At 66.4% G+C, this 17,303-nt stretch carries 19 protein-coding genes; 11 read left to right on the top strand and 8 right to left on the bottom strand.

Annotated features, from left to right (window positions below; all coding sequences use genetic code 11):
* The first annotated feature begins 105 nt into the window (after positions 1–105).
* From fliQ to AAFN89_RS11270, 5 genes are all read left to right on the top strand, one after another.
* Positions 106–375, top strand: a complete 270-nt coding sequence (gene fliQ / locus AAFN89_RS11290; RefSeq protein WP_347539112.1) for a flagellar biosynthesis protein FliQ — start codon at positions 106–108, stop codon at positions 373–375.
* A 15-nt stretch (positions 376–390) separates the two neighbouring features.
* The gene (fliR, locus tag AAFN89_RS11285; protein ID WP_347539110.1) at positions 391–1,158 is read left to right on the top strand and encodes a flagellar biosynthetic protein FliR; all 768 of its coding nucleotides are present in this window, start codon (positions 391–393) and stop codon (positions 1,156–1,158) included.
* A gap of 14 nt (positions 1,159–1,172) precedes the next feature.
* Positions 1,173–2,258, top strand: a complete 1,086-nt coding sequence (flhB, locus tag AAFN89_RS11280) for a flagellar biosynthesis protein FlhB (protein ID WP_347539109.1) — start codon at positions 1,173–1,175, stop codon at positions 2,256–2,258.
* Positions 2,259–2,349: 91 nt separating this feature from the next.
* Positions 2,350–4,860: a PAS domain S-box protein gene (locus AAFN89_RS11275; RefSeq protein WP_347539108.1), complete on the top strand. Its 2,511-nt coding sequence runs from the start codon at positions 2,350–2,352 to the stop codon at positions 4,858–4,860.
* 107 nt (positions 4,861–4,967) lie between these two features.
* Complete coding sequence (locus tag AAFN89_RS11270) at positions 4,968–5,126, top strand: hypothetical protein (protein WP_347539107.1); 159 nt, start codon at positions 4,968–4,970, stop codon at positions 5,124–5,126.
* Positions 5,127–5,252: 126 nt separating this feature from the next.
* Here AAFN89_RS11270 and AAFN89_RS11265 read toward each other — a convergent pair whose 3' ends face one another.
* On the bottom strand, positions 5,253–5,498 hold the full coding sequence (locus AAFN89_RS11265; RefSeq protein ID WP_347539105.1) for a type II toxin-antitoxin system ParD family antitoxin: 246 nt from the start codon (positions 5,496–5,498) through the stop codon (positions 5,253–5,255).
* A 182-nt stretch (positions 5,499–5,680) separates the two neighbouring features.
* Here AAFN89_RS11265 and recA point away from each other — a divergent pair, with 182 nt between their 5' ends.
* Entirely contained in the window at positions 5,681–6,757 is a 1,077-nt protein-coding gene (recA, locus tag AAFN89_RS11260) for a recombinase RecA (protein ID WP_347539103.1), read from the top strand.
* Between the two features lie 51 nt (positions 6,758–6,808).
* Here recA and AAFN89_RS11255 read toward each other — a convergent pair whose 3' ends face one another.
* The 3 genes from AAFN89_RS11255 to AAFN89_RS11245 form a co-directional block, all read right to left on the bottom strand.
* Entirely contained in the window at positions 6,809–7,012 is a 204-nt protein-coding gene (locus tag AAFN89_RS11255) for a hypothetical protein (protein WP_347539101.1), read from the bottom strand.
* Between the two features lie 201 nt (positions 7,013–7,213).
* Positions 7,214–7,519 carry a type II toxin-antitoxin system RelE/ParE family toxin gene (locus tag AAFN89_RS11250; RefSeq protein ID WP_347539099.1) on the bottom strand — a complete coding sequence of 102 codons (306 nt, stop codon included), beginning with the start codon at positions 7,517–7,519 and terminating at the stop codon, positions 7,214–7,216.
* The gene (locus AAFN89_RS11245) at positions 7,519–7,788 is read right to left on the bottom strand and encodes a type II toxin-antitoxin system ParD family antitoxin (protein WP_347539097.1); all 270 of its coding nucleotides are present in this window, start codon (positions 7,786–7,788) and stop codon (positions 7,519–7,521) included. Before AAFN89_RS11245 ends, AAFN89_RS11250 begins: the two co-directional genes overlap by 1 nt.
* A gap of 198 nt (positions 7,789–7,986) precedes the next feature.
* Between AAFN89_RS11245 and alaS the strand changes: the two genes are divergently transcribed.
* The 3 genes from alaS (at position 7,987) to AAFN89_RS11230 (ending at position 11,813) form a co-directional block, all read left to right on the top strand.
* Positions 7,987–10,635 (top strand): alanine--tRNA ligase, encoded by a 2,649-nt coding sequence (gene alaS, locus AAFN89_RS11240; RefSeq protein ID WP_347539095.1) that lies wholly within the window; start codon positions 7,987–7,989, stop codon positions 10,633–10,635.
* 126 nt (positions 10,636–10,761) lie between these two features.
* Positions 10,762–11,103, top strand: a complete 342-nt coding sequence (locus tag AAFN89_RS11235; protein WP_347539093.1) for a hypothetical protein — start codon at positions 10,762–10,764, stop codon at positions 11,101–11,103.
* Positions 11,104–11,369: 266 nt separating this feature from the next.
* Complete coding sequence (locus AAFN89_RS11230; protein ID WP_347539091.1) at positions 11,370–11,813, top strand: GcrA family cell cycle regulator; 444 nt, start codon at positions 11,370–11,372, stop codon at positions 11,811–11,813.
* Positions 11,814–11,986: 173 nt separating this feature from the next.
* Here AAFN89_RS11230 and AAFN89_RS11225 read toward each other — a convergent pair whose 3' ends face one another.
* Positions 11,987–13,207 carry an NADP-dependent isocitrate dehydrogenase gene (locus tag AAFN89_RS11225; protein ID WP_347539088.1) on the bottom strand — a complete coding sequence of 407 codons (1,221 nt, stop codon included), beginning with the start codon at positions 13,205–13,207 and terminating at the stop codon, positions 11,987–11,989.
* Positions 13,208–13,394: 187 nt separating this feature from the next.
* On the opposite strand from AAFN89_RS11225, the gene AAFN89_RS11220 reads away from it, so the two are divergent.
* The gene (locus AAFN89_RS11220; protein WP_347539086.1) at positions 13,395–13,664 is read left to right on the top strand and encodes a hypothetical protein; all 270 of its coding nucleotides are present in this window, start codon (positions 13,395–13,397) and stop codon (positions 13,662–13,664) included.
* A gap of 17 nt (positions 13,665–13,681) precedes the next feature.
* Here the strand turns inward: AAFN89_RS11220 and AAFN89_RS11215 are convergent, their stop codons facing one another.
* On the bottom strand, positions 13,682–14,422 hold the full coding sequence (locus tag AAFN89_RS11215; RefSeq protein ID WP_347539084.1) for a pyridoxine 5'-phosphate synthase: 741 nt from the start codon (positions 14,420–14,422) through the stop codon (positions 13,682–13,684).
* Between the two features lie 26 nt (positions 14,423–14,448).
* The gene (locus AAFN89_RS11210; protein WP_347539081.1) at positions 14,449–15,033 is read right to left on the bottom strand and encodes a TIGR00730 family Rossman fold protein; all 585 of its coding nucleotides are present in this window, start codon (positions 15,031–15,033) and stop codon (positions 14,449–14,451) included.
* A 261-nt stretch (positions 15,034–15,294) separates the two neighbouring features.
* Between AAFN89_RS11210 and AAFN89_RS11205 the strand changes: the two genes are divergently transcribed.
* The gene (locus AAFN89_RS11205; protein WP_347539079.1) at positions 15,295–16,593 is read left to right on the top strand and encodes a LysM peptidoglycan-binding domain-containing protein; all 1,299 of its coding nucleotides are present in this window, start codon (positions 15,295–15,297) and stop codon (positions 16,591–16,593) included.
* Here the strand turns inward: AAFN89_RS11205 and AAFN89_RS11200 are convergent.
* A complete protein-coding gene (locus AAFN89_RS11200) occupies positions 16,550–17,071 on the bottom strand; it encodes a hypothetical protein (RefSeq protein WP_347539077.1) in 522 nt (173 codons plus the stop codon). The genes AAFN89_RS11205 and AAFN89_RS11200 overlap by 44 nt on opposite strands.
* Positions 17,072–17,303 lie beyond the last annotated feature (232 nt).

Genomic DNA, 17,303 nt, shown 5'->3' with positions numbered 1-17,303 from the left:
GAAAGCTGAATCGCACTAGATTCAATAAGTCGGTATTCCGATTCAGCCGACGGATGGCAACCATCCATCGGCATCGGAACACTAAAAGCCGAACGGGACGGATCGATGTATTCCTCCTCCGACACCATTTCCACGGCGCGCGACGCCATCATGGTCATGCTCCAGATCGGCGCGCCGATCATGCTGATCGCGCTGGCGGTCGGGCTCGTCATCTCGCTGGTCCAGGCGCTGACGCAGATCCAGGAGATGACGCTGACCTTCGTGCCGAAGATCCTGATCATCTTCGTCTCGCTGATCTTCCTGATGCCGTTCATGCTGTCCACGCTGGTCGGGTTCACGCGCGGGCTCATGGACACCATCGTCGCCGGCGGCTAGGGCGGCCGGCCGCCCATGCTCGCGGAGCTCTTGACCGGCGACATTTTCGCCTTCCTCTTCGTCTTCATCCGCATCGGCGCGGCCCTGATGGTGCTGCCCGGCATCGGCGACGCCTATGTGACGCCGCGCATCCGCCTCGTGCTGGCGCTCCTCTTCTCCGCCCTGCTGCTGCCGGGGCTGATGTCGGCGCTGCCGCCGCCGCCCGACGACCCGCTGGTTCTCGCCATCATGGTGGCGGGAGAGGCCATCATCGGCCTCTTCCTCGGCCTCATCGCGCGCTTCCTGCTGGCGGCGCTGGAGGTGGCGGGCACCGTCATCTCGTTCCAGGCCAGCCTCGCCAACGCCTTCGTCTTCAATCCGGCGATGACCACACAGGGCACGCTGATCGGCGCCTTCCTGACCGTCACCGGCCTGACGGTCCTCTTCGCCACCGACATGCATCATCTGATGCTGCTGGCGATCGCGGACAGCTATTCCGTCTTCCCGCCGGGCGCCCTGCCGCCGCTCGACGACATGGCGAACATGATGACCAGGCTCGCCGCCGACAGCTTCTCCATCGGCATCCGACTCTCAGCGCCCTTCCTGGTCATCGGCATGATCTTCTATCTCGGCCTCGGGCTGCTGAACCGCCTGATGCCGCAGATGCAGATCTTCTTCGTCGCCATGCCGGCGCAGATCATGCTGGGCCTGATCGTGATGGCGCTGACCCTGTCGGCCGGCATCCTCTTCTGGCTGGGCCGGGTGCAGGAAAGCCTGATCGGCCTCGTCGGCGGCCCGGTCTAGGGGCGGGGCAAGCGATGGCCGACGAACAGGACGACAGCCAGAAAACGGAAGAACCGTCACAGAAGAAGCTCGACGAGGCGCGGAAGAAAGGCCAGGTCACCTCCTCCCAGGAGGTCAAGCACTGGTTCGTGCTGCTGGGCGCGGCGCTGGTCATCGGCGTCTTCGGGCCGCTCGCGGCGTTCCGCATGACCGGGGAATTGGCCGGCTACCTGACCAACCTCCACGCCATTCCCATGGAATCCGAAGCCCTGCTGGGTATGGTGACCGGCGCGGCGATGGACATAACCCTGATCCTGGCCGCGCCGCTGGGCGTGCTGGTCATCGCCGCGATCGCCGGCAGCGTGATCCAGACTGGCTTCATGGCGTCGGCGGAGAACATCAAGCCGAAGCTGGAGAAGATAAACCCGCTCGCCGGCCTGAAGCGCCAGTTCGCCCTGAAGGCGCTGGCGGAGTTCGTCAAGGGGCTGATCAAGATCGCCATCGTCGGCATCGTCGCCGCGATGGTCATCATCCCGGAATTCCGGGGCATGGAGCAGCTTTCCGGACTGGACGCCGCAACGGTGATGGAGCGGGTCTACGACCTCTCCGTCCAGCTCATGATCGCGGTCCTGGCGATCGTCACGCTGGTCGCCGCGCTGGATTATCTCTATCAGCGCTTCGAATTCATGAAGCAGCAGCGGATGACCAAGCAGGAGGTCAAGGACGAATACAAGCAGTCCGAGGGCGATCCGATGGTCAAGGCGCGGCTGCGCCAGATCAGGATGGAACGGTCCCGCCGCCGGATGATCCAGGCGGTGCCGGAGGCCGACGTGGTCATCACCAACCCGACCCATTTCGCGGTCGCCATGAAATACGATCCGGGGGAGATGGGCGCCCCCCGCGTGCTGGCCAAGGGCGTCGACGCCGTCGCCTTCCGCATCCGCGAGGTGGCGGAGGAACATGGGGTGGCGGTGGTGGAGAACCCGCCGCTCGCTCGCGCCCTCTACGCCGCCGTCGATGTCGACGAGGAGATCCCGCCGGAGCATTACAAGGCGGTGGCCGAGATCATCTCCTACATCTTCAAGCTGCGCAGCCGCCGCCTGCCGGCCCCGTCGTCGTGATGCCGGGAAATGATGGAATGGCTGACATGAGCCCCACGGCCGTTAGAATGCCGCCCCAGTCGAAACGGCTGACGATTCGGACGCCATGGCCATGACCCTATCCCCTGCGCGCGCTTCCGCCGATGACGGCCGCTGGCCCGGCTGGTCGGTGCTGGCCGCGGGCTCCGGCGCGATCGTGCTGGCCGGCGGAACGGTCCTGGCGTCGGGCGGCGGCTTGGCCCCGACGGCGCTGGCCGGCCTGTCGGCGGGCGCGGCGGTCGCGGCCCTCCTGTTCCAGCGCCGGTCTGACCGGCGCGCCGACGCGCTGGCCCGTGAGCTTCGGCTGCTCAGCGAAAGCTTCGACGGCACGGCGGCGGCCCATCTGCTGGTCGGCCGCGACGGCCGCGTCGACCATGCCAGCAGCGCTGCGCGCCGGCTGTTCGGCGGCGAGGTCGACCGGGTCGAGCGGATCGAGGAGGCGCTGTCGCGCGACCCTTCCGCGCTGAAGCGGTTCCAGCGCCTGCGCCGGTCGGTGGAGGCCGGCGGCTCCTTCACCGTCGACCTGCAGCACGCCCGGCTCGACGGCGGCAGCAACTGGTGGCTGATCGCCGCCCGGCCGCTCGACGGCTTCCCCGGCCACGTCCACTGGCGGATCGAGGACGTGACGACGCGGCGGGAGATGGAGGCCATCCTGCGGGAGGAGCAGGTCAAGCTGGTCGATTTCATGGACCACGCGCCGGTCGGCTTCTATTCGGTCGATCAGGACGGCCGGTTCCTGTTCGCCAACGCTACGCTCGCCGACTGGTTCGGGGTGGAGGCGCGGGACCTCGTCCGCGGCGCCTACCGCCTGCACGATTTCCTGGCCGCGCCGCCGGCCGAGGGCCCGGACTACGCGTTGGTCGCCGACGAGCCGGAGGTCAGCCGCGTCGACCTCGCGATGAAAAGCCATGACGGCCATTCCTTCCAGGCCTCGATCGCCCAGACCGTCGTCCATGGCGATGACGGCAGGACGGTCTGGACCCGTTCCGTCGTTCGCGACCTGACCTCCGAACGCCAGATGCGGGAGGCGCTGCGCGTCTCCGAAGCGCGGTTCCAGCGGTTCTTCGAGGATGCGCCGATCGGCATCGCGCTCCTGGACGAAAAGGCGCGGATCGCCGAATGGAACAGCGCCTTCGGCGATCTGCTGGGCGACCGCGCGGTCGACTTCAAGGCCAAGCCGCTCGCCGCCTTCATCGTGGAGACGATGCGCGCGGAAGTCGCCAGCCGGCTCAAATCCGTGCTCGACAGCGGTGAGGACGCGCCCTTCGACGTGCGCATCCAGGGCGGCGCGGGACGGGAACTGGCCGCCACCCTCTATGCCCGCCGTCTGGAGGGCGGGGAGGGGGAAGGGGAGGGCGAGGCGCCGGGCCTCATCCTCCAGTTCATCGACCAGACGGAGCAGAAGAGCCTGGAGCGCCAGTTCGCGCAGAGCCAGAAGATGCAGGCGGTCGGCCAGCTCGCGGGCGGCGTGGCGCATGATTTCAACAATCTGCTGACCGCCATGATCGGCTTCTGCGACCTGCTGCTGCTGCGCCACAAGCCGGGCGACGCCTCGTTCGGCGACATCATGCAGATCAAGCAGAACGCCAACCGCGCCGCCAATCTGGTCCGGCAGCTCCTGGCCTTCTCCCGCCAGCAGACCCTGCAGCCCCGCGTGCTCAACATCACCGACGTGCTGGCGGAGCTGTCGAACCTGCTGCGCCGCCTGATCGGCGAGAACATCACGCTGAAGATGGTCCATGGCCGCGACCTCGGGCTCGTCAAGGTCGACCAGGGGCAGCTTGAGCAGGTCATCATCAACCTGGCGGTCAACGCGCGCGACGCCATGCTGGCCAACAATGGCGGCCAGCTCGCCATCGCGACCTTCAACCGCTCCGCCGCCGCGCCGGTCCGCGCCGGCACGGACGACGTGCCGCCGGGCGACTATGTGGTGATCGAGGTCAACGATTCCGGCGTCGGCATCCCGCAGGAGAACCTGAACCGCATCTTCGAGCCGTTCTTCTCCACCAAGGAGGTCGGCTCGGGCACCGGCCTCGGCCTTTCAACCGTCTACGGCATCGTCCGCCAGACCGGCGGCTACGTCGCGGTCGATTCCGCGCCGGGGGAGGGCGCGACCTTCTCCATCTATCTGCCCCGCCATGAAAACCGGTCGGAGGCCGAGCCGCTGACCCTGGAGACGGCGGAGACGGTCACCCGCGACCTGACCGGCGCCGGGCGCATCCTGCTGGTCGAGGACGAGGACCCGGTCCGCGTCTTCAGCGCCCGCGCGCTGCGCAACAAGGGCTATGAGGTGCTGGAGGCCAAGAGCGGCGAAGGGGCGCTGGAGGTGCTGGCGGCCCATGGGGCGGGCATAGACCTCATCGTCACCGACGTGGTGATGCCCCAGATGGACGGCCCGACCCTTATCCGAAAGGTCCGGGAGACCCTTCCCGACATGAAGGTCATCTGCATCTCCGGCTACACCGAAGACCGATTCCGCCGCCATCTCGACGACGCCGACGGCGAAACCATCCACTTCCTCCCCAAACCCTTCAGCCTGAAACAGCTCGCCTCCAAGGTGAAGGACGTGATCCGCGCGGGGTGATTCTCCTCCCGCGGTTCTCCCGCTCTTCCCTCATGGTGAGCTCGTCGAACCATGTGTGCCTGGGTACTTCGGCATATTCCAAGTGAGTAGGCGGCTCAGGAGTCGAGTTGCGCCTCGACATCCATCCGCTGGTGCAGGATGCGGATCACTTCGATCTCGCCGGATCGGGCGGTTCGATAGAACAGCAGATGGGAGCCGACGGCGAACTTGAGATAATCGGGACGAATCGCCCCTGCGGGTCGGCCGTGCCTCTCGCCGCGCGCTAGGGCATCACAAGCGTTTCGGACGGACAGGATGTAGCGTTCCGCCTGTCTCGTACCCCATGTGTTGACGGGTATAGGCCCAGATGGAATCGATATCCGCCCTCGCGGCGGGCGAAAGGAGATAGGCCGTCATTCCGGTTGGGACCGTCGCTTCTCCTCCAGAAAGGCATCGAAATCGAAAGGCTCCGGCGGCCCGCTTCGCTCGCCCTCCACTAGCGCCGCGCGCAGGGCCTCCAGCTTCGTCTCCCGTTCCTCCAGAAGACGCAGGCCCGCCCGCACGACCTCGCTGGCTGATCCGTATCGCCCCTGGATAAGCTGATGGTCGATGAAGCTGCTGAAATGATCGCCCAGGGAAACCGACGTGTTCTTCGGCACTTCGAGCCTCCTGCTATTGTTACCAACAAATGCCATTATATAGGATTTTTGGCCGGAATTCACTATGTTCCAAAAAGAACAAAACCGGAAAATCATCTCTTTCCACACAAGAACAAAACAAGTACGATCAGGCATGTTGCGCTTGCCGGCGTACCTATGGGACACAGAGGAGGGATCAACCCATGTCCACCCCGCAGCTCCGCTTGGTCGAAAGAACCCCCATGGATAAGCAGAAGGCCTTGGATGCCGCTCTGGTGCAGATCGAGCGCGCGTTCGGCAAGGGCTCCATCATGAAGCTCGGCGCCCGCCAGCAGGTGGATGCGGAGGTCGTATCGACCGGCTCGCTCGGGCTCGACATCGCGCTCGGCATCGGCGGCCTGCCCAAGGGCCGGATCATCGAGATCTACGGGCCGGAAAGCTCCGGCAAGACGACGCTCGCCCTCCATGCGGTGGCTGAGGCGCAGAAGGCCGGCGGCACCTGCGCGTTCGTCGACGCCGAACATGCGCTCGACCCGACCTATGCGCGCAAGCTGGGCGTCAATGTGGACGACCTCCTGATCTCCCAGCCCGATGCCGGCGAGCAGGCGCTGGAGATCGCGGACACGCTGGTCCGGTCCGGCGCCATCGACGTGCTGGTGATCGATTCGGTCGCAGCTCTGGTGCCCCGGGCGGAACTGGAGGGCGAGATGGGGGACAGCCTCCCCGGCCTCCAGGCGCGGCTGATGAGCCAGGCGCTGCGCAAGCTGACCGCGTCGATCTCCCGCTCCAACGGCCTCGTCATCTTCATCAACCAGATCCGCCACAAGATCGGCGTGATGTTCGGCAGCCCGGAGACGACGACGGGCGGCAACGCGCTGAAATTCTACTCCTCCATCCGGCTGGACATCCGCCGCATCGGCGCGATCAAGGACCGCGACACCGTCGTCGGCAACCAGACCCGCGTGAAGGTGGTCAAGAACAAGATGGCCCCGCCGTTCCGAACGGTGGAGTTCGACATCATGTATGGCGAGGGCGTCTCGAAGACCGGCGAACTGCTGGATCTCGGCGTCCAGGCCGGCGTGGTGGAGAAGGCCGGCGCCTGGTTCTCCTATGACGGCCAGCGGGTCGGCCAGGGCCGGGAGAACGCCAAGGTCTTCCTGAAGGACAACCCCCAGATCGCCACCGCCATCGAACATAAGATCCGGGAGAACGCCGGCCTCGTGTCGGAGAAGATGATGGTCGGGGAGGAGGAGTCCTCCGGGGAGGCCTCCGACGAGTGAGCGCCTCTGGCGGACCTGAAACGCCGATCAGGTCCGCCGCCCGCCGTTGCCTCACCTTGAGCTTGTCGAAGGGTCCGGGCACACATGGTTCGACAGGCTCACCATGAGGTTTTTGTTGGTCATTCCGGACTTGATCCGGAATCCATAGGCCGTACCCGCTTCACCAACGGCGAAGGACCGGGCGCGGCCTCGTCCACTATCGATGCCGCATGGATGCTGGATCAAGTCCAGCATGACATTGTTTTTGTTGGTCATTCCGGACTTGATCCGGAATCCATAGGCCGTCTCCACTTCACCACCTGCGACGAGGTGGGCACGGTTCGGTCGTCATCGACGCCGGATCGGGGTCTGCCATGACTTCACAGAAGATTCCTCATCTTGAGCTTGTCGAAAGGTGCGGGCTCTCATGGTTCGACACGCTCACCATGAGAGAGGGGCGAAAACTACCATTCGCCTTCACTCGCCGAGGATAATGGCCTCATAGTCGCGGCCCCCGTAGAAGATGCGGAGGACATCGATCTTTCCAGCGGAAAGCCGATAGACAATCACCACCCGCCGACGAAAAGTCAGGATGCGTGCGCCCTCCAGTAGGTCGGAGCGGCTGACGCCGATTTCCGGGACTTCCCGCAGTATCTCGCACCGGGCTTCGATTTCCCTCACGAAACGATCGGCGGACTCAGGAGAATCCGAGGCGATGTGGAGATAGATTGATTGGAGGTCTTCGACGGCTTCGATCGCGTAGACAAGACCGAGGAACGCCATCAGGGCTCCCCAGCCGTGCGCCGGTGCAGCCGGTCCAGACGCTGGCGGACCTCCTGGGGCGTCAGCCGCTCGGGATTCTCCGCCGCATCGCTGATCTTGGCGCGGATGATCTCCAGCCGCTCCGCCCGCTCCTCTTCGCGCTGCTGCCATATGCGCAGCGCGTCCCGGATGACTTCGCTGTTAGAAGCGTAGTCGCCGTTTTCGACCTGGCGGCGGACCATGCGGGCCATGTCCAGGGGAAGGCTTATGCTCAGCTTCTCGGTCTGCATGAAGGGGGCTCCTGCTGGAGGACTCCTACTTAATACTACCGAGTGGCAGCTCGAACAATTGGTGATGTTGGCCGCCAAGCCAACAAAAGCCGACAAAAGCCTACATCCAAAAAATCCGCCGATGGACACCCGGCGCATCGGATTGATACTAAGGCCGGGCCCGCGCCCGGGCGAAGACCCCGAAGCCTTGGGATCAAGATGCAGACCGTCAACGACATCCGCTCCACCTTCCTGAACTTCTTCGCCCGGAACGGCCATGAGAAGGTGGCGTCCAGCCCGCTCGTGCCGCGCAACGACCCGACGCTGATGTTCGTCAATGCCGGGATGGTGCAGTTCAAGAACGTCTTCACCGGCGCCGAGGCGCGACCCTACAGCCGCGCCGTCACCGCCCAGAAATGCGTGCGCGCCGGCGGCAAGCATAATGATCTCGAGAATGTCGGCCACACCGCCCGGCACCACACCTTCTTCGAGATGCTGGGGAATTTCTCGTTCGGCGACTATTTCAAGGAAACGGCGATCGACCTCGCCTGGACCCTGATCACGAAGGAGTTCGGCCTGCCGAAGGAGCGGCTGCTGGCCACCGTCTATTCGGAGGATGAGGAGGCCGCCGCCCTCTGGAAGAAGGTCGCTGGCCTGCCGGACGACCGGATCATCCGCATCTCCACCTCGGACAATTTCTGGGCGATGGGCGACACCGGCCCCTGCGGCCCGTGTTCGGAGATCTTCTTCGACCATGGCCCCGGCATCCCCGGCGGCCCGCCCGGCAGCCCGGACGAGGATGGCGACCGGTTCATCGAGATCTGGAACCTCGTCTTCATGCAGTTCGAGCAGTTGGCCGCGGACAGGCGCGTCGACCTGCCCCGGCCGTCGATCGACACCGGCATGGGGCTGGAGCGCGTGGCCGCCGTGCTGCAGGGCAAGCACGACAATTACGACATCGACCTCATGCGCGCTCTGATCGAGGCGTCGGCCGAGGCCACCAATTCCGACCCCGACGGGCCGCACAAGATCTCCCACCGGGTCATCGCCGACCATCTGCGCGCCACCTCCTTCCTGATCGCCGACGGCGTGCTGCCGTCCAATGAGGGACGGGGTTACGTGCTGCGCCGGATCATGCGCCGCGCGATGCGCCATGCCCACATGATCGGCGCGCGGGATCCGGTGATGTGGACGCTGGTCTCGACGCTGGTCGGCCAGATGGGCGGCGCCTATCCGGAGCTCGGTCGCGCCCAGGCCCTGATCTCCGAGACGCTGAAGCTGGAGGAGACACGCTTCAAGACCACGCTCGACCGCGGGCTGAAGCTGCTGGACGAGGAAACGGCGCGCCTGGCGCAAGGCAGTGATCTGCCGGGCGAGGTCGCGTTCAAGCTCTACGACACCTACGGCTTCCCGCTCGACCTCACCCAGGACGTGCTGCGCGGGCAGGGGCGGGTGGTCGACCAGCCGGGCTTCGACGCGGCGATGGAGCGGCAGCGCGCCGAGGCGCGGAAAAGCTGGGCCGGCTCCGGCGAGGCGGCGACGGAATCGGTCTGGTTCGAAATCCGCGATTCCGTCGGCGCGACGGAGTTCCTGGGGTATCAGACGGAAGAGGCAGAGGGCGTTGTCCAATCGATTATTGTCGATGGGATTCCAGTCGATGAAATAACTAATTGGGATGAGTACGGTGAGGTTGCTGTAGTAGTTAATCAAACCCCTTTTTATGGAGAATCTGGCGGTCAAGTAGGTGATGCTGGGTTTATGTATAAAGGAGATGCTCAAATTGAAATAACCACCACGCAGAAGAAAGTTAATGATCTGTGGGTCCATTTTGGTCGGGGTATAAAAGGCACGATCGCCGTGGGCGACACGGTCGACCTCAAGGTCGATTCCGTCCGGCGGACCGCCATTCGCGCCAACCATTCCGCGACCCACCTGCTGCATGAGGCGCTGCGCCGGCGGCTGGGCGACCATGTCACCCAGAAGGGCTCGCTGGTCGCGCCCGACCGGCTGCGCTTCGACATCAGCCAGCCCCGCCCGCTGACGACGGAGGACATCGCTGTCGTGGAGGCGGAGGTGAATGGCCGCATCCGCGAGAACGCCGAGGTCACGACCCGCCTGATGACGCCCGACGAGGCGATCGAGGAGGGCGCGATGGCGCTGTTCGGGGAGAAATACGGCGACACCGTCCGCGTCGTCTCCATGGGCCGCGACGGCAACCGGGCCTATTCGCTGGAGCTGTGCGGCGGCACCCATGTCGGCCGCACCGGCGATATCGGCCTGTTCAAGCTGGTCGGCGAAAGCGCCGTCGCCGCCGGGGTTCGCCGGATCGAGGCGCTGACCGGCGCCGACGCCGTCGCCCACACCGCGCTCCAGGAGAAGCTGCTGGCCGAGGCCGCCATGGCGGCGAAGGCCACGGCCGGCGAACTGCCGGCGCGCGTCACGGCCCTGGTCGAGGATCGCCGCCGGCTGGAGCGCGAAGTTTCCGACCTGCGCCGCAAGCTGGCCTCTGGCGGCGGCGCGGCCCAGGGGGCTGAGGCTAAGGAGATCGCGGGCGTGAAGTTCGCCGGCCGCGTGCTGGAGGACATGCCGGCGAAGGATCTGAAGCCGATGGCCGACGAGCTGAAGAAGTCGCTCGGCTCGGGCATCGTCGCGCTGGTCGCGGTCAATGACGGCAAGGCCTCTCTGGTCGTCGGCGTCACCGACGATCTCGCCGGGCGGTTCAGCGCGGTCGATCTGGTCCGCGCCGGCTCCCAGGCGGTCGGCGGCAAGGGCGGCGGCGGGCGGCCCGACATGGCCCAGGCCGGCGGCCCCGACGGCGACCGCGCGGCCGATGCGCTGGCGGCGATCGAGGGCGCGCTGGCGGGCTGACGCTCCCGCTCCGCTACCCGATGGCGGAACGGATGGCCGCGCGGCCCGTTTATCGGGGGCAGGGAAGCGGCGGCGGCGCGGCACGCGCGCCCGTTTGCTTCCGGCCGAGAAGAAGGAGAAGCCCTCATGAACCGATTGACCTGCCTGACCGCCGCGCTCGCCATCGCCGGCATCAGCGCCGGGGCCCACGCCCAGAGCACGATGCCCGCCCAGGGGGCGATGCCGCCTTCCCAGAGCGGCGCTGCCGCTTACGACAATTTCGCGAACGACGAACCCTACACCCAGCAGGACATGGCGGAGGTGCCGCTGACCCGGTTGCTGAACCACATGTCCGAACGGGGCTATTCGCAGTATCAGAGCATCCGTCGCGAGGGCGATGTCTATGTCGTCCAGGCGACGACCACCGACCTTCGCCAGGTGACGCTCGAACTCGACACGCGCACCGGAGAGATCCGGGAAATGCCGTGACCGGCTGATCCCGCCTCCTTTACCGGGGAAAAGCCCGCCCGTCATTCGGGGCGGGCTTTTCTTTGCCCGCTTCTCCGCGGGAATCCTCAATATCCGGCATTGAAGGGAGTTTCATCCACAAGTTTCAGCGGTGCGGGTCCCGGATGCCTCTAGGTCTTGTGTCGCCCATGTTGTAGTATCCCCAAAAGCCCGGCACCAAATATGGCGTTCTTTCGAAAGCGCCGCCCGGCGTGCCGATTTTCCTGCGAACGAGGGGGACAGACGGCATGAGTTGGACCGAGGACAGGATCGAGCGGCTGCGCCAGCTCTGGGGCTCGGGCAAGAGCGCCAGCGAGATCGCGGACATGCTGGGGGGCGTGTCGCGCAACGCGGTAATCGGCAAGGCCCACAGGCTGGGCCTCTCCGGGCGGCCCTCGCCGATCAAGGCGAAGCCGGAGGATGAGGCCGAAGCCGCCTCGGCCGCCGCCCCGGACTCAGTCGCCGCTCCGGCACCCGCAAAGCCCGCGCCGGCCCGCGAAGCCGCCCCTGAGGGCGCGAACATCCTCAGCCTGACCGAACGCATGTGCCGCTGGCCGATCGGCGACCCCAAGCAGTCCGGCTTCCGCTTCTGCGGCAAGGGCGTCTATGGCGGGCTGCCCTACTGCATGGAACACGCCGCGATGGCCTACCAGGCCCCCAAGAAGAAGGAAGACCGGAAGGCCGTGGGCTAACAACCACCCCTCACCCAACCCTCTCCCACAAGGGGAGAGGGCTACCAACTCACCCTCTCCCCTTGTGGGAGAGGGAGGGACCCGCGAAGCGGGAGGGTGAGGGGATAGTTGGTTGGTTCGTCAAACGAAAAGGGCCCGCCGATCGGCGGGCCCTTCGTCGTTCCGGCGGAAGGTCAGGCCTTCGCCATTTCCTTCTTCAGATTGGCGTCCAGCGTGTCCAGGAACTGACGCGTGGTCATCCAGGGCTGCTCGGGCCCGATCAGGATCGCCAGGTCCTTGGTCATCGCCCCGCTCTCGACCGTCTCGACGCAGACCTTCTCCAGCGCCTCCGCGAAGGCCGCCACGTCGGGCGTGTCGTCGAACTTGGCGCGGTAGGAAAGACCCCGGCTCCAGGCGAAGATCGACGCGATCGGGTTGGTCGAGGTCTCCTTGCCCTGCTGGTGCAGGCGGTAATGCCGGGTGACGGTGCCGTGGGCGGCCTCGGCCTCCACCGTCTGGCCGTCCGGCGTCATCAGGACGGAGGTCATCAGCCCCAGCGACCCGAAGCCCTGGGCCACCGTGTCGGACTGCACGTCGCCATCGTAGTTCTTGCAGGCCCAGACATAGCCGCCTTCCCATTTCAGGGCCGACGCCACCATGTCGTCGATCAGCCGGTGCTCGTAGCTGATGCCCTTGGCCTTGAACTTGTCGGCGAACTCCTTGTCGAACACCTCCTGGAACAGGTCCTTGAACCGGCCGTCATAGACCTTGAGGATGGTGTTCTTGGTCGACAGGTAGACCGGATAGCCGCGCTGTAGGCCATAGTTCATGCAGGACCGGGCGAAGCCGCGGATCGATTCGTCCAGATTGTACATGCCCATCGCCACGCCGGCCTCCGGCGCGTCGAACACCTCGTACTCGACAGGCTTGCCGCCATCGGAAGGGGTGAAGGTCATGGTCAGCTTGCCGGCGCCCGGAAACTTGAAGTCGGTCGCCCGGTACTGGTCGCCGAAGGCGTGGCGGCCGATGACGATCGGCTGGGTCCAGCCCGGCACAAGCCGGGGCACGTTGCGGCAGATGATCGGCTCCCGGAAGATGGTGCCGCCGACGATGTTGCGGATGGTGCCGTTGGGCGACCGCCACATCTTCTTCAGGCCGAATTCCTCGACCCGCGCCTCGTCCGGCGTGATGGTCGCGCATTTGACGCCGACGCCGTACTGCTTGATCGCGTTCGCCGCGTCGACGGTGATCTGGTCGTCCGTCTCGTCCCGCTTCTCGACCCCCAGATCGTAATATTTCAGGTCGATGTCGAGATAGGGCAGCACCAGCTTGTCCTTGATGAACTGCCAGATGATGCGCGTCATCTCGTCGCCGTCCAACTCGACGACCGGGTTGGCGACCTTGATCTTGGCCATCTTCAAACGTCTCCTGACTGCTGCGGATGGCGGACGGCCCGGCCTGGGGCTCCGCCTGGATGGGAGATTTCCCGAAAATCGCGCGGCGTTATAGCATCGCGCCCGACAACGGCAAAGAACGCAACGGCATCTCGCGTGTTGAGGGAGGTGGGGAAGGAGGCGACAGCGAAGAAGGAATCTTGCGACCATGGCCAAGCGAACCACCGACCACGACACCATTCGCCGCTGGGCGGAAGGCAAGGGCGGTAAGCCGGCGGCGGTCGGCGACACCCATGAGGGCGACGATGTCGGCATCGTCCGCATCATGTTCCCCGACGCGCCGCAATCCGAACATGACGAGCTGGTGGAGATCGACTGGGACGAGTTCTTCCGCGAATTCGACGGGAAGGATCTGGCCCTGCTCTATGAGGAGGACAGCCGGTTCAGCAAGCTGGTCAGCCGCGACGCGGACCGCTGACGGCCGGGCCGGAGAGCTCAGCGGGCCAGCGCCTCAAGATAGGCCCTGACGGCTGGCTCCAGCCCCAGCCATAGTGCGTCGGCGACCAGGGCGTGGCCTATCGAGACCTCGGCTAGCCACGGCATCGCCCGCCGCAGCGTCGGCAAATTGTCCAGCGTCAGATCGTGGCCGGCATTGACGCCCAGCCCGCAGGCGCGCGCCGCCTCGGCGGTCCTGACATAATCGGCCAGGACCGATGGCTGGGCGGAGCCGCCGAAGGCGTGGGCGTAGGGGCCGGTATAAAGCTCCACGCGGTCCGCGCCGACTTCGGCCGCCAGCGGCATCACCGACGGGTCGGCATCCACGAACAGGCTGACCCGGCAGCCCATCGCCTTCAGGTCGCGGATGATCGGCGTCAGCCGGTCGGCGTCGCGCGCGATGTTCCAGCCGGCGTCGGATGTCGCGGCCTCCGGCGCGTCGGGCACCAGCGTCGCCTGCGCGGGGCGGACCTCCTCGACCAGCGCCATGAAGTCGGGGAAGGGGTTGCCTTCGATGTTGAACTCGATCGCCTCGTCGGCTTCCTCGCGCAGCAGGGCTGAAAGCTCCGTCACGTCGCTCCGACGGATGTGTCTCTCATCGGGGCGCGGATGGACGGTGATGCCGTGCGCGCCGGCCCGCAGGCAGATCCTGGCCGCCTCCAGCACGCTCGGATAGCCGACATCGCGCTGGTTGCGCAGCAGGGCGACCTTGTTCAGGTTGACGCTGAGTGAAGTCGCCATGGCCGCCCCCGTCCCCGTTCTTCTTGCTAGAGCCACTTTGCCTGGGGCTCGATCACCGGTTCCGGCGCCAGCGCCAGCGCGGCGAACACCTCCTCGACGCCCGGCGCGACGCGGTAGAGCTTCCGATGCTCCGGCCGGCCGAACCCTTCCTTGATCATGTGGTCGATCAGTTCCAGCAGCGGCCGCCAATAGCCGTCCTGGTCGACGATCACGATCGGCTTGTCGTGCAGGCCAAGCTGCTTCCAGGTCAGGATCTCGAACGTCTCGTCCAGCGTGCCGAAGCCGCCGGGCAGCACCACGAACGCGTCGGACCGCTCCACCATCATCCGCTTGCGGGTGTGCATGCTGTCGACGACATGCAGCTCGTGCAGGCCGGTATGCTCCACCTCCAGCGCCTGGATGTGCTGCGGGATGATGCCGGCGACCCGACCGCCGGCCTCCAGGGCCGAATCGGCGACGATGCCCATCAGCCCGACCCGGCCACCGCCATAGACCAGGTCGATTCCGCGCGCGGCGATCGCCTGCCCCAGCGCGCGGGCGGAATCCTTGTACCGCTGGTCGACCCGGTTGGACGAACCGCAATAGACGCAGATGGAACTGATCTCGGACATGAGCGCGAAAACCTTGAGGAAAGCGGCGTTGGCGGCTGCGCTCGAAACCGATCGCGCGCCGTCGCCGTAACAGGAAAGATCGGTTCTTGCGGGTACCATGCCGCACCCGCGTCCGGCAAGCGCCGGGGCGTTTGGCGGGCGTCCGGCGACACGCGGGCCCGCCCATTTGTTGCGCCCCCGTGAAACGAGGATTACCGTGGTTTCCGGGGAAGCAGGAAGTTTCGAAGCGGGGAACGGGTGAAACGGTATCTGGTTTTGGGAGTGATCGCAGTCGGCTTCGCCGCCGGCGCGATCGGCTATTACGCATTCCGGCCGACAGTGGCGGAAACCCCGCCGCCGGAAAACGCCGCCGCAACGCCGGCCGAGGATGCGCCGGCGACCGAAACCGCCGCCGCCGACCCTTCCGGACCCGAGAACGATACCCGGCCGCCCGCATCCGACGCCGCTCCGGCGACCGAACCGGACGCGGAGCCGGCCGATGACGCTGCACAGGTCGCGGCGCTGCCGTCGGCGGAGGAGGAAGTGACGGCCGAAACGGCTGACGCCCCGAGTGAGCCCTCGGCCACCCCGTCGGAAGATTCCGCGCCTCCCATGATCGCGCCCAGCTTCGACGCTGTGCGCATCGGGCCGCGCGGCAGCACCATCATCGCCGGCAGCGCCGCGCCTGACACAAGGATCCTGGTGTTCGACGGCAACCGGGAGATCGGCGAGGTAACGACCGACTCCAACGGCGATTTCGTCTTCCTCTCCGACGAGCCGCTGCCCCCCGGCAGCCGCGAGCTTGGGCTAAGGGCGGAGGACGAGACGGGCGAGACCGTTCTGTCGGAGGATGTGGTGCTCGTCGTCGTCCCCGAACCCGGAACCGATGTGGCCGGGGAGCCCGCGACGGAAGGGGGCGGGGGCGAGGAAGCGCCGACGCCGCTCGCCCTTCTGGTCCCGCGCGACCAGCTGGGCGCGACCCAGGTCCTCCAGGCTCCGGCCGCGCCGGTGGGCGACCCGGAGGGGCAGCCTGCCGATGCGCCGGCCGACGTTGCCTCGGCATCACCCTCCACCGCCACCATGACAGCGGAGCCGGGCGGAGGGGACGAGCCCGTGTCGATCGACGTGGTCGATTACGATCAGGAAGGCGACATCATCGTCAGCGGCCAGGCAGCCCCCGACGCGGAGGTCCGCCTCTATCTGGATAATGAGCTGGTGGCCAGCGGTCGCGCGGATTCCCAAGGCGCGTTCACGGTCAGGCCGGACCGTCCGGTCGACACCGGCACCTACCATCTCCGGGTCGATGAGGTGACGGAGGAAGGCAGCGTCTCCGCGCGCGCCGAAACGCCCTTCCAGCGCGCCGATCCGGCGGCGATCCAGGCCGCGCTGGCCGACGGTCAGGTGATCGTCCAGCCGGGCAACAGCCTGTGGCGGATCGCCCGCCGCCTCTATGGCGAAGGCATCCAGTACACGGTGATCTATCAGGCCAACGCCGATCAGATCCGCGATCCGGACCTGATCTATCCGGGCCAGATCTTCACTGTGCCGGAGCGGGAGTCCGGGGCCGCGTCCCCGGGATGAGGGAGGGCGGCAACGCCTCGTGGACCAGCCTGACATAGGCGCGGGCGCGGGCCACAGCCTCGACGATGGCTGTGATGACGGCGACCGGCGTCACCGCGCCTTCCACCCTGCCATCCACCCGCAGGATGATCGCCTGAAGGTCTTCCGCCGCGACGTTCACCGACTGTCCCGTCCCCAGCGCCGCCAGCATCCGCCGCATGGCCTCGCGCGCCGTGCCGCCATGGGCGGTGAAGGGCACGTAGCCGACGGTGGTCTCCAGCGCCAGCGCGCATCCCTCGTCGTCCGGCGTCAGCGCCATGGCGTAGCTGAGGCCGTCCAGCCGGAACTTGCAGCGCGCGGGCCGGCCCGGGCGCTCGACCGTCAGGTCGCCGGCCGCCGTAACGAAGACGGAATTCAGGTTGAAATGCTCACCGCTGGCGAGCGCGGCGGCCAGGGCGCGCAGCGGCTGCTGCCGGATGGCTGTTTCCAGGGAGGACACGGGGAGTCGACCGCCGATGCTGTTGTCGGGCTGTTCGGCGACTGTGAATGCCCCGGCTTAAGAAGCCGTAAAAGCCGATCACCCCCACCTTCCCGAAGCTGTCGCTCCGGTGAGCAACCGGGAACATAGTTGACGTTATAGACCGTTAGGATCGTTGACAGATTTCTGGTTTTGTTCTGCTTCACGGCGGCCCGGCCGGGCCGCCGTGAAGCGGCGCAATTTGTGGGTGCGT

The sequence above is a fragment of the Inquilinus sp. CAU 1745 genome, from assembly GCF_039839375.1.
In the GTDB taxonomy this organism is placed as follows: Bacteria; Pseudomonadota; Alphaproteobacteria; order DSM-16000; family Inquilinaceae; genus JBDOQU01.
This window is presented reverse-complemented; position numbering and strand designations above follow the sequence as displayed.

What these genes read in the sequence shown, in the direction of transcription:
- fliQ (WP_347539112.1), top strand. Translation starts at nt 106, where the DNA reads ATGTATTCCTCCTCCGACACCATTTCCACGGCGCGCGACGCCATCATG.
- fliR (WP_347539110.1), top strand. Translation starts at nt 391, where the DNA reads ATGCTCGCGGAGCTCTTGACCGGCGACATTTTCGCCTTCCTCTTCGTC.
- flhB (WP_347539109.1), top strand. Translation starts at nt 1,173, where the DNA reads ATGGCCGACGAACAGGACGACAGCCAGAAAACGGAAGAACCGTCACAG.
- AAFN89_RS11275 (WP_347539108.1), top strand. Translation starts at nt 2,350, where the DNA reads ATGACCCTATCCCCTGCGCGCGCTTCCGCCGATGACGGCCGCTGGCCC.
- recA (WP_347539103.1), top strand. Translation starts at nt 5,681, where the DNA reads ATGTCCACCCCGCAGCTCCGCTTGGTCGAAAGAACCCCCATGGATAAG.
- AAFN89_RS11255 (WP_347539101.1), bottom strand. Translation starts at nt 7,012, where the DNA reads ATGACCAACAAAAACAATGTCATGCTGGACTTGATCCAGCATCCATGC.
- AAFN89_RS11250 (WP_347539099.1), bottom strand. Translation starts at nt 7,519, where the DNA reads ATGGCGTTCCTCGGTCTTGTCTACGCGATCGAAGCCGTCGAAGACCTC.
- AAFN89_RS11245 (WP_347539097.1), bottom strand. Translation starts at nt 7,788, where the DNA reads ATGCAGACCGAGAAGCTGAGCATAAGCCTTCCCCTGGACATGGCCCGC.
- alaS (WP_347539095.1), top strand. Translation starts at nt 7,987, where the DNA reads ATGCAGACCGTCAACGACATCCGCTCCACCTTCCTGAACTTCTTCGCC.
- AAFN89_RS11235 (WP_347539093.1), top strand. Translation starts at nt 10,762, where the DNA reads ATGAACCGATTGACCTGCCTGACCGCCGCGCTCGCCATCGCCGGCATC.
- AAFN89_RS11230 (WP_347539091.1), top strand. Translation starts at nt 11,370, where the DNA reads ATGAGTTGGACCGAGGACAGGATCGAGCGGCTGCGCCAGCTCTGGGGC.
- AAFN89_RS11225 (WP_347539088.1), bottom strand. Translation starts at nt 13,207, where the DNA reads ATGGCCAAGATCAAGGTCGCCAACCCGGTCGTCGAGTTGGACGGCGAC.
- AAFN89_RS11220 (WP_347539086.1), top strand. Translation starts at nt 13,395, where the DNA reads ATGGCCAAGCGAACCACCGACCACGACACCATTCGCCGCTGGGCGGAA.
- AAFN89_RS11215 (WP_347539084.1), bottom strand. Translation starts at nt 14,422, where the DNA reads ATGGCGACTTCACTCAGCGTCAACCTGAACAAGGTCGCCCTGCTGCGC.
- AAFN89_RS11210 (WP_347539081.1), bottom strand. Translation starts at nt 15,033, where the DNA reads ATGTCCGAGATCAGTTCCATCTGCGTCTATTGCGGTTCGTCCAACCGG.